Here is a 14,069-nt window from a genome sequence, read left to right on the forward strand (position 1 = left end):
AATGTGTTGGTGGTTTTGTCGACACCATGCAGTGCCGTGATTGAGTGGTGCTGCGCGAAGCCTGTGCAAAAACAAAACCGCCCCTGTGATCGGAGCGGTTGATACGTTTTCCTAAGAATTTTCTCGGGCGCGTAGTTCTATTGGGGCTCAACATCAACAGAGGATGGTTCGGTTGTGGTGGTGTTTTCGCCGCCATCCCCGACAACAATCCCCAAAATCACCGCCGTTGCGAGAACCCCAGCCGCCGGAGCGGTGGCTAGACCGGTGCCGCCCAGCGGGTTTTGCCGCGCAGTTTCAACGGCGGCAGAATTGGTGACCGCGCGGCGCGGCGCATTGGCGCGACAGGTCACTTCGATCGCGCCGCTTGGCAAATAGACTGCCGACACGGGGGTGCCACCGCCACAGGCCAACCGCACCCGCGCCTCGGCCAAGGCGGCTTCGGCCACTTGCGCATCAGCTATCTGCGGTGCGTTCAGCGCCATCAGGCTCAAGACGCCCAGACATGTGACTTTGCGTGGAAAATTGAGAAACATAAGACGTTTTTACCCTGTCACTTACCGCCGCAATGGTAATTCAGGCAGGGCCTGTGACGCAAGTATGCAGAATCCACCCGGCGTCGTTCTGCCCAGAATATACCGTAGGTTTATCGCGGCAGCTGTGCTAATTCTGAACCTGTTAAGACCCTACGCGGGCCGGGTCTTTTGGTATTGATCTATTTGGTTCTGATCCTGGAGGGATTTATGCGCGCTTTCTTTCGTCCACTGGTAACCGGCTTGTCGATTGTCGGGCTGACCGTGACACCTGCTATGGTGTCGGCGCAGTCTACTGGTGTGTTGTACACGGTGGTGGTGCCGGCCGGTGGCTTTGGCTCGTCACTGTTCTTGCGCGATCTTCTCGGCAGCCTCGCAACCGCGCGCCTGTTCTGTGGCCAGATCCAGGATCAAAGCCTGCAAGTAGACTGTCTGTCTGACCGTTTGGAACAGGTCGCCGAAGAGATCCCCGAAGGCACGGATTATGACGAGGTGCGCAGCATCCTGGCCGAAACCTCGGCTGAGCTTGGCACTCTTGCGCGGCAAAACCGCGATCGCAGCCGGGGCCGGGTCAAAGCCACGCAACCCGGACAAGGCCCCGAAGGCACCACACGTCCCCTGAATGCCATTGCACCGGACGCGCTGGCAGCCGTGAACGCGCAAGCGGTGGATATTCTCGAAGAGGCCACTACCAAACTCTTGCGCTCCGCCGACAATAAGAACCGCAACCAATACGCCCGCATCGCCGAAGCGCTGGAAAGCAACAAGGTCCTGCTACGCTCCTAAGCGCAAGCGCTCAGCGCCGGATCATTCGGGGGTGAGCGTGATCTCCTGACGGATCGCGCCCGACAGGCTGTTGAGGATCACGATGCGATCATCCGTGGTGACCACAGCGATCCAACCATCGCCAAAGGTCACGGCGCGTGCCTCGGTCCCTGCTGGCAGGGCGATATTTTCCGGCAGTTGCGGTCCGCTGTTTGACAAACGGATGACAAGCAGCGCGACAATGACTACAAGCCCGCAAACCATCACCGCAGTCAGCCCTGTCACCAATCGGCGCAGGAACTTCAGCTGGCGCGGTTCTTCCTCGGTCTCGACATTTAAAGGGTCAGTCATGGGCAGCCGCCAGATCTCATTTGTTATTGCGGAAAACCCGCCTAAGCGGCTTGATAAAGCGCTTTCGCGGGATGTGCCAGAGGAGGCGACGCTTTCACGCACCCGCCTGACCCGCCTGTTGGAGGCCGGCAGCATCCAGGTCAACGGCACCGTCGTCAGCGACGGCAAGGCGCGCGTGGCCGAGGGCGACCAGGTGGAGATCACCGTGGAAGAGGCCGACGAAAGCCATATCGGCCCCGAAGACATCCCGCTTGAGGTGGTGTTTGAGGATGACGATCTGATTGTGGTCAACAAACCCGCCGGCATGGTGGTGCACCCGGCGCCCGGCTCGCCGTCAGGGACATTGGTCAATGCGTTGCTGCATCATTGCGGCGCCAACTTGTCTGGCGTTGGCGGGGTGAAGCGTCCCGGCATTGTGCACCGGATCGACAAAGAGACCTCAGGCCTGCTGGTGGTTGCCAAATCCGACGCCGCCCACCAAGGCCTGGCTGCGCAGTTTGAGAAACACACGGTCGAACGCTACTATCGCGCCATCTGCTACGGCGTGCCTGCCAGCACCGATCCCCGTCTGCGCGGCGTGCGCGGTGCGAATTTCGAACCCGGCAATATCCTCAAACTGACAACCCAACTGGCCCGCCACAAGACCGACCGCCAACGCCAGGCGGTGCTGTTTCAGGGCGGCCGCCACGCGGTGACCCGCGTGCGCGTGGTGCAAAGCTTTGGCACGCCTGCGGCGGCCGCACTGGTGGAATGCTGGTTGGAAACGGGCCGCACCCATCAGATCCGCGTGCATATGGCGCACGCCGGTCACGGGCTGGTGGGGGACCCCACCTACGGTGGAAAACGCAAACTCTCGCCCAAGGCCCTGTCGCCCACAGCCATTGCCGCGCTGACGGGCTTTCCGCGGCAGGCTCTGCATGCCGCAGTCCTGGGGTTCGACCACCCGGTCACCGGCGCCGACCTGCGGTTTGAAGCGCCATTGCCTGCGGATATGCAGGACGTTCTGGACGCGTTGGCTTAACGGACGTCGCGTTATTCAGTAACATTTGAGGATGAGGTGTTTCGCCTCGGGCTCTGCCCGAGGCGACCGGCGCCGCGCCTTCGGCGCGGCGCTTGGCCCAACGCTGATCGTGGTTCGTAGAACCATGGAGCGGGGGCGGGAGCCCTTGTGGTGGCGGGTGCAACCAAACCGGCGCGCAGAATAAATTTCCGAATCTGTTATCGGATTTTGCGAAAATCGGGATGAAAACCGAAAAAACTCCCCAGAAAATATTACAAAATCCATATTTTTTGAAAATACCTACATCGAAATCGCATAAAATTCCTGTGGTCTCACGCGTCGCATCCGCGCTTTGGCACGGATGACAAAGCCTTCAAAACATTACCAAAACCGGAAGGTTTGCGCGCGCATTCTCCGGCGCACAGCCGCTTGCGATGTTTCAGCCCTGCACATCACTGTGACGCGCATCACAGACCCTTTCTCAAAAGCGAACTAATCAGTTTATTAATGACATGTCTTGAAGACACGTTTGTACGCACCCATATGTCTTAATGTTAAGCCCTTAAACATTACGGGAGGGACACCTAAATGGCGAATTACGCAAATCTGCCGGCCCCAACTCCAGAAGGCGGTATGAACCGCTATCTGCAGGAAATCCGCAAGTTTCCGCTGTTGGAACCCGAAGAAGAATACATGTTGGCCAAACGTTGGGTCGAAGAGCAAGACTCCAAGTCGGCCCATAAGATGGTGACATCTCACCTGCGCCTCGCGGCGAAAATCGCGATGGGCTATCGCGGCTATGGTCTGCCCCAGGCTGAGGTGATTTCCGAGGCCAACGTCGGTCTGATGCAGGCCGTCAAACGGTTTGATCCGGAAAAGGGCTTCCGCTTGGCGACATATGCCATGTGGTGGATCCGCGCCTCGATCCAGGAATACATCCTGCGCTCCTGGTCGCTGGTGAAACTGGGCACCACCTCGGCACAGAAAAAACTGTTCTTCAACCTGCGCAAGGCCAAGGCCCGCATCGGCGCGCTGGACGAAGGCGACATGCATCCCGACAATGTTGCACGCATCGCCAAAGATCTGGGCGTGACCGAGACCGAAGTGATCTCGATGAACCGCCGCATGTCCGGCGGGGATGCCTCGCTCAACGCCACGGTTGGTGCTGAGGGCGAAGGCACCATGCAATGGCAGGACTGGTTGGAAGACGAAGATGCCGACCAGGCAGGTGATTACGAGGCCCGTGACGAGCTGGAAGCGCGTCGCGAACTTCTGAGCCTGGCAATGGATGTGCTGAACGACCGCGAAAAAGACATCCTGACCCAGCGTCGTCTCGCCGATCAGGCCAAAACCCTGGAAGAGCTGAGCGGCCAATACAGCGTCAGCCGTGAACGCATTCGCCAGATCGAAGTGCGTGCGTTTGAAAAGCTGCAAAAGAAAATGCGCGACCTGGCCAAGGACAAAGGCATGTTGGCCATCGTCTAACACCAGCTTGAGACATCTCCCCCACGTGTCTCCCCAGGTGTCTCTCTCTGTCTGATGCTGCTGCATCAGGCGCATGAAAACCCCGGCCACCTAGTCGTGCCGGGGTTTCCCATGTCTGCTAGGTCGCGTCCAACACGGCATCAAACCGCTGGGCGCAGGCGATATCCACTGCCGTGATGCCACCGGCGTCATGGGTGGTGTAGCGGATCTCAAAATATCCCCAACCCAGCCGCAGATCCGGGTGATGACCGGACTGATCCGCTAGAAACGTCGCCAGATTGGTCAGATACACTGGCTTGGCAAAGCCTTTCGTCTCCACGCGTCGCATCAGGGCATTCTCGCCGTCAAGAAACACCCACTCGGGCAGGCTCTCGCGCAGGTGGGTGTCGATCTCGGCTGTCGTCAGCCGTGGCGTGTCAGCCCCGCATCGCAGGGTGGGTGTTGCAGTCATGATTTGTCCTCGGATCAGGCCACTTTGGGCGGGTATTTGGGCGCATGTAGCCCCAGCGCTTGGGCGTGGTGAATGTCCGCCATCAGGTCACGTTTGGCAGAGGCAAACAGCTGGTCCGGATCCTCCAGCACAAAATAAACCGGCTGCGGAATGTCGATGCGATAGGGCGTGCGCAGGATGTCGATAATGTCGAACGCGCGCATCTCGGGCTGCCCAGACCGGCTCCACGCCAGCTCCTCGGGGGAGGAGGCCAGGCCCGAGCCTAAAGCCTTGATCCCGCCATCCTCGCGCAAGAGGCCAAATTCAACCGTGAACCAGTAAAGCCGGATCAACCAGCTGTAGTCCTCGGGCGCACACCGGGTGCCGGTCTCACCAATCGCTTGGGAAAAATCGGCAAAGCGCACATCAGTCAACAGCGGCGTGTGGCCGAACAGCTCGTGGAAAATATCCGGCTCTTCGATGTAGTCGAAATCTTCGCGTGAGCGGATGAAGCTGGCGGCTGGAAAACTGCGATTGGCCAACATCTCAAAAAACCGACCAAAGCCGATGAGCGCAGGCACCGGATCCACCTGCCACCCCGTCAATCGTCGCAGCTGCGCACTGACTTCGATACATTGGGGCACGCGGGTCTGGGGCAGGGTGATCTTGTCAAACCCTTCCAGATAGGGGCGCGCCATATGCTGGCGGATCTGTGGCTCCTGACGCGCATAAAGGTCCCCCCAGACGGCATCATCGGCCACCGTATAGGGGATGCGCCCATCGGCTCCCTGTACTTTGGCGGCATAGGTGGTGGATTTTGGCATCAGCGCCTCCCTTTGCGTGCAACCCTGAGGTTCAGCTTTGCGCAGATCTGACAAAATAATTTGCCTCACTTGCGGAGAATGCGCCAATATGAGGTAAGATTTTGCGCGAAACCGGGAGAGATTGGAAAATGCCACTCACATTGGATGAGGCCGATCACCGCCTGTTGGCGGTCCTGCAAAAAGACGGCAAAGCCTCGCTTCAGGAACTGGCCGAGGTCGCAGGCCTGTCGCAATCACCCTGCTGGCGGCGGATCAAACGGATGGAAGAGGCCGGGCTTATCCGGGGCTATGTTGCGCGCCTTGATCCAAAAGGGCTGGGGCTCAACGCGCTCGCCTATGTCTTTGTCACGCTGATGGACCACCACGAGGACACGATTGCCGCCTTTGGCCGGTTGGTCGAAACGCAGGTGCGGATCGTGGAATGCGCCAGCATCACCGGCAGTGCGGATTTCATCCTCAAAGTCGCGGCGAAGGACCCGGAAGATCTGGAGAGTTTCCTGATGAAGGGGATCTTATCCTCGGGCCTTGTGCGTGAAAGCCAGACGCATTTCATCCTGCGCCAAACCAAATCGCGCAGCCCCTGGCCGTTGATCTAACACAGGTCCAAAGGGCAGGCGGCATGGACCCCCACGCCGCCCATTGGGTCTTACTTCGGCAGGACCGCATTCACCGCCGCAACGGTGCCTGCAACCACCTGATCCACCTCATCGCGGCTCAGACAGAAGGGCGGGGCAAAGCCCAGAATGTCCCCTTGGGGCATGGCGCGGGCGATGATCTTGGACTGTTCTAACAGCTTGGCCGAAATCTGCGGCCCGACCTTGTCACCAGCGTCAAAAAACGTGCGGCTGTCGCGATCCTTCACAAACTCCACCGCGCATAACATGCCTTCACCGCGGATCTCACCCACATGGGGGTGGTCGCCCAAAGCCTCTGCCATGGTGGCATTCAAATAGGCCCCAACCTCGCCCGCATTGGACACCAGGTTCAGCTCATCCAGCAGTTTCAGGTTCGCAACACCGGCGGCCGCCCCGATGGGATGCGCGGAATAGGTCCAGCCGTGCCCGATGGGGCCGTTTTCATCGGTGCCCTGTTCCAACACCGCCCAGACCTTGTCCGAGATGATAGATCCCGACAGCGGCGCATAGGCCGAGGTCAAGCCTTTGGCGATGGTGATTATATCGGGCTCCATACCGTAGTGGTCCGAGCCAAACATTGTGCCCAGACGGCCAAAACCGGTGACCACCTCATCGGCGACCAACAGGATGTCGTGTTTCTTCAGTACTGCCTGGATCGCCGCCCAATAGCCCGCAGGCGGCGGCACAATACCCCCGGTCCCTAGTACCGGTTCGCCAATAAAGGCCGCAATACTGTCGGCACCTTCCCGAGCAATCAACGCTTCCAGCTCGGCCACGCAATGGGCGACAAACTGTTCTTCGCTCTGATCCAGATCGGCACGACGATAGTAATAGGGTGCCTCGGTGTGGATCACCTGTTCTATCGGCAGGTCGAATTTCTTGTGAAACAGCTCCAACCCGGTCAGCGATCCGGTCACCAGACCAGAACCGTGATAACCCCGCCAGCGAGAGATTATCTTTTTCTTCTCGGGCCGACCCAGGATATTGTTGTAATACCAGATCAGCTTGACGTTAGTCTCGTTGGCATCTGACCCGCCCAGGCCAAAATAGACCTTGGACATGTTCGCAGGCGCGCGGTCCAGAATCATCTTGGACAGGGTGATCGACGCCTCGGTCCCGTGACCCACATAGGAATGGTAATAGGCCAGCTCTTTGGCCTGCGCTCCAATCGCCTCGGCAATCTCCTGACGGCCATAGCCGACGTTGACACAATAAAGCCCGGCAAAGGCATCCAGCAGTTTGGTGCCATCGCGGTCCTCGATAAACACACCAGACGCGGTCTTGATCACCCGGTTGGCGCTCTCCCCACGGGCGTGCTGCGCCAGATGGGTGGAGGGGTGGAAAAAGTTGTCGCGATCCCATTGGTCCAGCTGATCGTTTTTGAGCATTCTGAGGTTCCGTTCCGGTTAGAATTTGATCAATTTGTGTACAACGTTGGCGGATTGGTCGAATTCGTCAAGGATCATGTCGGTTTTTCTTGGTCAATCCGCGATGAATTCCGCTGAGATGTACACAATTGACCCATGACCCAATGAAGGCGCATGCCATGCCCGCAGGAACTGCCCCCTTCTCTCAGACGGAATATGACCGCCGTATTGCCCAGACCCGCACAGCCATGCAGGCGGCCGGTCTTGATCTGATTTTTGTCACCGACCCCTCGAACCAGGCCTGGTTGACCGGCTATGACGGCTGGTCGTTCTACGTCCACCAAGGGGTGCTGCTGGGGCTCGAAGGCACGCCGATCTGGTGGGGCCGTCAGATGGATGCGGTCGGTGCCGGGCGCACCTGTTGGATGGAGCTGGACGCGATCCACGGCTACGGCGACCACTATGTGCAATCCACCGAACGCCACCCGATGCAGGATCTGGCGGGCCACATCCGCGCCCTTGGGATGGACAGCGCCCGCATCGGGGTGGAGATGGAGAATTACTATTACTCCGCCAAAGCCCATGCGGTTCTGACGCAAGACCTGCCCAATGCGACGCTGGCGGATGCCACCGCCGTGGTGAACTGGCAACGGCTGGTTAAATCGGCTGAGGAGATCGCCTTTATCCGCAAAGCCGCGCAGATCTCGGACAAGGTCATGGCCACCGCCATCGACCGCGCCGCCCCCGGCGTTGCGAAAAACGAACTGGTCGCCGACATCATGCATGCGGGCATCACTGGGGTCGATGGTGCATGGGGCGACTACCCAGCCATCGTGCCGCTGACGCCCTCGGGGCTGGATGCCACGGCCGCACATCTGACCTGGAACGGGGATCCGATGCGCGCCGATGAGGCGACATTTTTTGAACTATCCGGATGCTATCGCCGCTATCACGCACCGCTGTGTCGCACCATCTACCTCGGCACGCCCCCGGATGCGGTCCGCGCCGCCGAAGCTGCCCAGCTCGAAGGGATCGAGGCCGGATTACAGGCCGCACGCGCTGGCAATCGTACCTCGGATATCGCCAATGCCTTTATGGCGGTGCTCGACAAACATGGCATCACGCGCGAGGGGCGCATGGGCTATCCCATCGGTCTCAGCTATCCGCCCGATTGGGGCGAGCGGACCGCCTCGATCCGCAGCGAAGACCAGACCGTTTTGCAGCCCGGCATGGTCTTTCATTTTATGCCCGCGTTGTGGATGGACACCTGGGGGCTTGAGACCACCGAGTCGATCCTGATCACCGCCGACGGCCCCGCCGAAACTCTCTGCGGCACCGAACGTAAACTCTTCGTAAAAGACTAGGAAAGGCAGGGCGTGTCCATGGATAGACTGCACCGCGCCAAGGCGCTTCTGGCCGATCTCATCGCCTTTCCGTCGGTCTCAGCCGACAGCAATCTCGACCTGATCGCCTATGTCGCACATGTGCTGGAAGAAGCCGGCGCGCGGGTCGATATCTCACCGTCTCCTTGTGGGACCAAAGCCAACCTTTTTGCCACCATTGGCCCCGATGTGGCGGGCGGTATCTTGCTGTCCGGCCACAGCGATGTGGTGCCGGTCACCGATCAGGACTGGACCAGCGATCCGTTTCAAATGGTCGAACGCGACGGCAAGCTTTTTGGGCGCGGGGCCTGCGATATGAAAGGGTTCCTGGCCGCGATGCTGACCATGGCTCCGGTTCTTGGCGCCCAAGTCCGCGACCGCCCACTGCATTTCGCCATCACCTATGACGAAGAGGTCGGTTGCCTGGGCGCGCAACATCTGGTGGAACGGCTGCAGAAACAAGGTGTTAAACCCTCCGTTGCGATCATTGGTGAACCGACCATGATGCGCATCATCGAAGGCCACAAAGGTTGCCACGAATACACCACGCGTTTTGTCGGTCTGCCGGGGCACAGTTCGCAACCGGACAAGGGTGTGAACGCGGTGGAATATGCGGCGCGTTTCATGAACCATCTGCTGCAGATCAAAGACCAGCTGCGCGGCATGGCCCCCGCCGACAGCCGCTTTGACCCGCCTTGGCCAACGCTCAACATCGGCGAAATCTCCGGCGGGGTGGCCCATAATGTGATCGCCCCCACGGCCACGGTCGCCTGGGAAATGCGCCCGGTTCATCCGACAGATGTGCAGTTCGTGTGGGAGAGTATTGATCGCTTTTTCACCCAAGACCTGCTGCCCGCGATGCAGGCGATCTCCCCCGACGCGGTGATCGAGACCGAGGTGATCGGAGAGGCCGCCGCCCTGGTGCCCACAGCCGACAACGCCGCCCGCGAACTGGTCGCCAGTCTGACGGGTCAGAACACGGCGAGCCTTGTGTCCTTTGGCACCGAAGCCGGGATTTTTCAGGCGCTGGGCACCCATGCGGTTGTCTGTGGTCCGGGTTCGATCGAGCAGGCGCATAAGGCCGATGAGTTCCTTGCGGTGGATCAGCTGGCTGACTGTCTTGAGATGCTCGATGGGCTTGGAGCGCGGCTGAATGGGTGACACGACACCCGATCCTTCTGCGACAGTACGCGACCGCCACGAAGCCCTGCACGCTGAGATCCGCCGCCGGATTTGCCTGTTGGATTACGCCCCCGGTCAGCGCCTGTCCGAGGTCGCCTTGGCCGAGGAATTTGGCACCTCCCGCACGCCTATGCGCCGGGTCCTTGCGCGGCTTGAGGATGAGGGGCTGGTGCAGTCGTTGCACGGGGTTGGCACCTTGGTCACCGACGCTGATATCGCGGCGCTGGAGCAGGAATACCACCTGCGGCTTGAACTGACCGAGCTGACCGGACGGCTGGACCCGGTGATGCCGGATGCGGTGTTTCTGGCGACGTTGGATCAGTTGATCGCACGCGGCGCGCAGATGGTGCGCGATGGCACCCCGCGCGATTTCACCGCCTTTGATATGGAGGTGTTTCAGGTGCTGCTACAGCTCACTGGAAACCTGCCGTTGCGCGATACGCTGGAGCGGCTTTACTATAAAACCAAACGCATCTGGCTGACCGCCGCGATTGAGGCGCAGCTGGATTTACAGGCCGAATTTCGTATCTTTCATCACGAGTTGGAGGCGATCCGAATTGCGCTGCACTCAGGCGATCTGGACGCGGTGGCACATATTCAGCGGGCGCATATCTCCATGAGTTTTCAACGTCTGCGCAAGCAACGGGATTGAGGCAACTTCAGCGCCTCCGAGGGTTAACAAATGCTTGCAATGTTTCGCACGCGAAACAATTGACCGTTTGGACAAGGTGATTTCACGGCAACGCTGGCGTCGGCAACCCGCAATCAGGGCCAGGCCTTGGCTATTGCACAGGCCTCGGCAAAGCGTGCGGGATCTGGGACAAAGCCCGTCTCGGGGCGATAGGTCTTTTGCGACGCTGCAAATGGCAGTTCAACACCGCAAAAACGTGCGGCCATTTGGGCGGCGCTAAAGGCCGTGATGTCCGGCATCTGGGCCACCGCGATCTCACGCTCCAGCACATTGGCGAGCAGCTGACAGAACCAGGGGTTCTGGGTCATGCCGCCGTCCACCAGCAATGCTCCGGTCTATGGCAGGACCTGTTCCATCGCGCCGTAAAGGTCGGATGCGCGATAGGCGATCCCTTCCAACAGGGCCTGCATCATCTCGTGTTGGGTGGTGGCCAATGTCAGGCCCAGCCAGGTGCCTTTGGCCCCGTTGTCCCAATGGGGGCAGGCCAGACCGGCCAGCGCCGGCACAAAGGCGAGACCGCGCGACAGGGCGTGGCCGTCAAATCCAGTCAGCGCGCTGTAGTCTGAGAACAACCCCAAGCCGCGCGCCCAATCCACTGCCGACGCAGCCGTGTGAATGCCGCCGTCCAGGGCATACTGCACCTCTTGCCCGGCCTCACGCCAAGTAACCGTTGGCAGCACCCCATGTGCCAGAGCTGGGCATTGCGGCCCGACAAACGGCTGGGCAAAGGCCCCGGTGCCAAAGGTGAATTTGGTCTGCCCGGCTTGGGTGACCCCATGGCCATACAGGGCCGCTTGCTGGTCGACCCAAGGCGGTCACCAACGGCAGGTCATCGACCGCTCCCAAATCGCCGCTGCAATCGCCGATCTTGGGTAAACAGTTGATCGGCACGCCGAACAGCGCACGTAGGTCGGCGTCCCATTGACCGGTTTGCAGGTTCATCAGGGACGTGCGGGAGGCGGTGGCGACATCCGTTTCAAACCGTCCCGTCAGCCGGTCGCGCAAAAACACATCCGTGGTGCCAAGGCGCAGGTGTCCGGCCGTGGCAATGGCGGCAGCCTGCGGGATATTTTCCATAATCCAGCCAAGCTTTGAGGCCGAAAAATAAGGGGTCACTGGCAGGCGCGCGATCGTCGCGACATGATTGGTTGCGGTCTTGGCGATCTGGGGGCAGCGGTCGGTGGTGCGCGCATCCTGCCAGACGATGATGGGGCTGATGGGGGTTCCGGTTCGCGCGTCCCAAGCCAGACAGCTTTCTCCCTGTTTTGACAGGGCAAAGGCCTGCGCGCCCCGCCGCAATCGCATCCGCCACATGGGATAGGATTTCGTTTGGGACATGTTCCACCCAGCCGGGATGCGGGTGGATCTGCGCATGGGCAGCGGCGTGGAGTTTTTGCATCTGACCTGAGCGCCCAAACAAAAAGGCCGAGGTCGAGGTGGTGCTTTGACCGATGGCTAGAAAACTCATGGCTCCTCGCGCAGCGCGATGGTTGTGGCGTCTTTTGGCAAGGGGATTTCGATCCGCCGTGCCGGGCGGCTGTTCAGTTTTGCGCGCATCCCGCCATAGGTGAGCGTGGCTTTGACGGGGTGGTTCAGGCCGAGTTGCAGCTAGCCAAAGGCAGCATTAGATGGGGTCTCGCTGGTCTGCGCGATGCGCTGGGGCGTGTGCCAGGCGATGGCGTTGTCCACAGCCCGCACGGTCTGGGTCGGTGCCGGGTCAGGCAGCTGGCCTTGGGTGGCGGCAAAATAGACCGGGTCAGAGCAGCGGCCAAACTGGTCAATCTCGGGCCCGCGGGTGCTGGGGTCGACCACCAGGTGACTGGCCCGAAGCAGCGCGTTTTTCGGCCGAAATGCGCCGGTGATCACCACGGCGTCGCAGGCGATCCGGCGCTCTGTCTCGCCCGATTTCAGGGTGACGCCGGTGACCCAGTCGCGGCCATGGATCGCGGTGATCTGGGTGTTCAGATGCACCGGGATACCCAGGACACGCGGCGGCCAGCGCGCCGCGCCATAGGTAGTGAGGTTGGCGTTCGGCTCGACCATCGCAACAGGGCGGGCACCGCTGTGACGACAAGTCATCAGCGCGGAAAAGGAGACCAGCTCGCTGCCCAGAATGATCGGGCGTTTGAAGGGACTTTTCTGTGCCAGATAGACCAGCCCCTGCAGCGCGCCGGTGTTCATGACGCCGCCAGGTTTGGTGCCGCCTATAAACCGCGCCGCCCGGCTGGTTTCCCGCACGCCGGTTGCGATCAGCACCCGGTTTGCCTGCACCCGGTGCAGCCCGGTTGGGGTCGACAGATCCACGCTGCCCTGCGGATGGAGCGCGACAACGGTTGTCCGGGTATGGATGTGCGCACCGTGGTTCTGGGCGCAGGCAATCAGGCGGCGCGCGTAGTTTTGACCACCCATGATGCGACGAAATTCGCGCCAGCCATACGGCGAGTGGCCGCAATGGCGCGGGATGCCGCCGGCCGCGTTTTCGCGGTCGACCACATGCACCTCAAGCCCCTGCTCGGCAAGCACGGAGGCCGCCGACAGACCGGCGGGGCCTGCACAAATGATCAGCACGTCAAGGGTTTGTGGCGGGCTCATGTCTTGGCCTCTTCCGGGCAGGTGAACCCAGTCAGTTTTTCGATTTCGCCAGAGCAATAAAACCCCTGGCAACGCCCCATTGTGGCCCGTGTTCGCCGTTTGAGCCCGGCGAGGTTTGTCGCGCCCAAGGGGCCCTCAAGCGCCATCTCGATCTCGCGGCGGGTGACTTTTTCACAGTGACAGACGATGCCATCATTGCCAGGCAGGGCCCAGTCACGTGTCCCTTTCTCTGCCATCATAGCCATCGTCGGCCATGTTACACCGGCGGGCGGGACGAATTGGCCTGAGAAAGCCTTGGCCACCCGTTCTGCGATCCCCAAAGCTGCGCTGAGCCCGGTGGAGCGGATGCCGCCGATGGTCACCATGTTTTCGCTGTGATGGCGGATCTGATATTCCTTGTCGTTGCTGGCGGGGCGCAGCCCGGCATGGGTGGTTGTTACTTCCTCATCCGCGAGGGCGGGCCTGATCCATCAGCTCACCAAGCTTTGCCTCCTGCGCGTCGTCCCAGGCCAGAACCAAGGCACCGCAGCGGTCGATCGGCAGGTTCAGCTGGGCGTGGATCTGTTCGTATTGGCGATAACCTTCCTGGACGCAGGCCAGTTCGACGGACCCTTGGGGCGCGTCAAAGCCCGAGTGCAAAATGGCCGAGTTCGCCTTGGACGCGCCATCCAACACATCCACCGCCTTTTCCAAAACGATGACGCGCGCGCCCTCCAGAGTGAATTTGCGCGCGATGGCGCATCCCACCAAGCCCGCACCGATGACGGCGATATCATATGCGTCATGTGGTTTTGGAACGGCCATATGGTCTCCTCGTAGGACGCCGGTTCCGGGA

At 60.5% G+C, this 14,069-nt stretch carries 16 protein-coding genes and 2 pseudogenes; 7 read left to right on the top strand and 11 right to left on the bottom strand.

The window, feature by feature from the left end; translation table 11 throughout:
• Positions 1–137 precede the first annotated feature (137 nt).
• Entirely contained in the window at positions 138–533 is a 396-nt protein-coding gene (locus tag KMP13_RS09735) for a hypothetical protein (RefSeq protein ID WP_215265659.1), read from the bottom strand.
• A gap of 207 nt (positions 534–740) precedes the next feature.
• Here KMP13_RS09735 and KMP13_RS09740 point away from each other — a divergent pair, with 207 nt between their 5' ends.
• Complete coding sequence (locus KMP13_RS09740) at positions 741–1,316, top strand: hypothetical protein (RefSeq protein ID WP_215265660.1); 576 nt, start codon at positions 741–743, stop codon at positions 1,314–1,316.
• A gap of 21 nt (positions 1,317–1,337) precedes the next feature.
• Here KMP13_RS09740 and KMP13_RS09745 read toward each other — a convergent pair whose 3' ends face one another.
• Positions 1,338–1,646 (bottom strand): DUF6476 family protein, encoded by a 309-nt coding sequence (locus KMP13_RS09745; protein ID WP_215265661.1) that lies wholly within the window; start codon positions 1,644–1,646, stop codon positions 1,338–1,340.
• On the opposite strand from KMP13_RS09745, the gene KMP13_RS09750 reads away from it, so the two are divergent.
• The gene (locus KMP13_RS09750) at positions 1,645–2,667 is read left to right on the top strand and encodes an RluA family pseudouridine synthase (RefSeq protein WP_215265662.1); all 1,023 of its coding nucleotides are present in this window, start codon (positions 1,645–1,647) and stop codon (positions 2,665–2,667) included. The two genes, KMP13_RS09745 and KMP13_RS09750, sit on opposite strands and share 2 nt — an antisense overlap.
• A 567-nt stretch (positions 2,668–3,234) precedes the next feature.
• Positions 3,235–4,131, top strand: coding sequence for an RNA polymerase sigma factor RpoH (rpoH, locus tag KMP13_RS09755; RefSeq protein WP_215265663.1), 897 nt, complete (start codon positions 3,235–3,237; stop codon positions 4,129–4,131).
• A 118-nt stretch (positions 4,132–4,249) separates the two neighbouring features.
• Here the strand turns inward: rpoH and KMP13_RS09760 are convergent, their stop codons facing one another.
• Both KMP13_RS09760 and KMP13_RS09765 read right to left on the bottom strand, forming a co-directional pair.
• A complete protein-coding gene (locus KMP13_RS09760; protein WP_215265664.1) occupies positions 4,250–4,582 on the bottom strand; it encodes a 4a-hydroxytetrahydrobiopterin dehydratase in 333 nt (110 codons plus the stop codon).
• Between the two features lie 14 nt (positions 4,583–4,596).
• Positions 4,597–5,385 carry a phenylalanine 4-monooxygenase gene (locus tag KMP13_RS09765; RefSeq protein WP_215265665.1) on the bottom strand — a complete coding sequence of 263 codons (789 nt, stop codon included), beginning with the start codon at positions 5,383–5,385 and terminating at the stop codon, positions 4,597–4,599.
• Positions 5,386–5,513: 128 nt separating this feature from the next.
• Here KMP13_RS09765 and KMP13_RS09770 point away from each other — a divergent pair, with 128 nt between their 5' ends.
• Positions 5,514–5,981 (top strand): Lrp/AsnC family transcriptional regulator, encoded by a 468-nt coding sequence (locus KMP13_RS09770; protein ID WP_215265666.1) that lies wholly within the window; start codon positions 5,514–5,516, stop codon positions 5,979–5,981.
• 50 nt (positions 5,982–6,031) lie between these two features.
• Here KMP13_RS09770 and KMP13_RS09775 read toward each other — a convergent pair whose 3' ends face one another.
• Positions 6,032–7,408: an aspartate aminotransferase family protein gene (locus tag KMP13_RS09775; RefSeq protein WP_215265667.1), complete on the bottom strand. Its 1,377-nt coding sequence runs from the start codon at positions 7,406–7,408 to the stop codon at positions 6,032–6,034.
• 158 nt (positions 7,409–7,566) lie between these two features.
• Between KMP13_RS09775 and KMP13_RS09780 the strand changes: the two genes are divergently transcribed.
• The 3 genes from KMP13_RS09780 to KMP13_RS09790 are packed head-to-tail and all read left to right on the top strand — an operon-like array spanning position 7,567 to position 10,603.
• A complete protein-coding gene (locus tag KMP13_RS09780) occupies positions 7,567–8,751 on the top strand; it encodes a M24 family metallopeptidase (protein WP_215265668.1) in 1,185 nt (394 codons plus the stop codon).
• An 18-nt stretch (positions 8,752–8,769) separates the two neighbouring features.
• The gene (gene argE, locus KMP13_RS09785) at positions 8,770–9,930 is read left to right on the top strand and encodes an acetylornithine deacetylase (RefSeq protein WP_215265669.1); all 1,161 of its coding nucleotides are present in this window, start codon (positions 8,770–8,772) and stop codon (positions 9,928–9,930) included.
• Entirely contained in the window at positions 9,923–10,603 is a 681-nt protein-coding gene (locus KMP13_RS09790; protein ID WP_215265670.1) for a GntR family transcriptional regulator, read from the top strand. Before argE ends, KMP13_RS09790 begins: the two co-directional genes overlap by 8 nt.
• Before the next feature lie 113 nt (positions 10,604–10,716).
• Here KMP13_RS09790 and KMP13_RS20450 read toward each other — a convergent pair.
• The 6 genes and pseudogenes from KMP13_RS20450 to KMP13_RS09820 form a co-directional block, all read right to left on the bottom strand.
• A pseudogene (locus KMP13_RS20450) lies at positions 10,717–11,334 on the bottom strand (FGGY-family carbohydrate kinase).
• Complete coding sequence (locus KMP13_RS20455; protein ID WP_251363777.1) at positions 11,297–11,980, bottom strand: FGGY family carbohydrate kinase; 684 nt, start codon at positions 11,978–11,980, stop codon at positions 11,297–11,299. The pseudogene KMP13_RS20450 and the gene KMP13_RS20455 overlap by 38 nt, the downstream one beginning before the upstream one ends.
• Positions 11,981–11,996: 16 nt before the next feature.
• Positions 11,997–12,110: pseudogene (locus KMP13_RS20920) on the bottom strand (hypothetical protein); the annotation flags it as partial.
• A gap of 140 nt (positions 12,111–12,250) precedes the next feature.
• Entirely contained in the window at positions 12,251–13,234 is a 984-nt protein-coding gene (locus tag KMP13_RS09810) for an NAD(P)/FAD-dependent oxidoreductase (RefSeq protein ID WP_215265673.1), read from the bottom strand.
• The gene (locus tag KMP13_RS20800; protein WP_215265674.1) at positions 13,231–13,599 is read right to left on the bottom strand and encodes a (2Fe-2S)-binding protein; all 369 of its coding nucleotides are present in this window, start codon (positions 13,597–13,599) and stop codon (positions 13,231–13,233) included. Before KMP13_RS20800 ends, KMP13_RS09810 begins: the two co-directional genes overlap by 4 nt.
• 79 nt (positions 13,600–13,678) lie before the next feature.
• Complete coding sequence (locus KMP13_RS09820) at positions 13,679–14,038, bottom strand: FAD-dependent oxidoreductase (protein ID WP_215265675.1); 360 nt, start codon at positions 14,036–14,038, stop codon at positions 13,679–13,681.
• Positions 14,039–14,069 lie beyond the last annotated feature (31 nt).

Source organism: Epibacterium ulvae (assembly GCF_018678075.1).
Classification (GTDB): Bacteria; Pseudomonadota; Alphaproteobacteria; order Rhodobacterales; family Rhodobacteraceae; genus Epibacterium; species Epibacterium ulvae_A.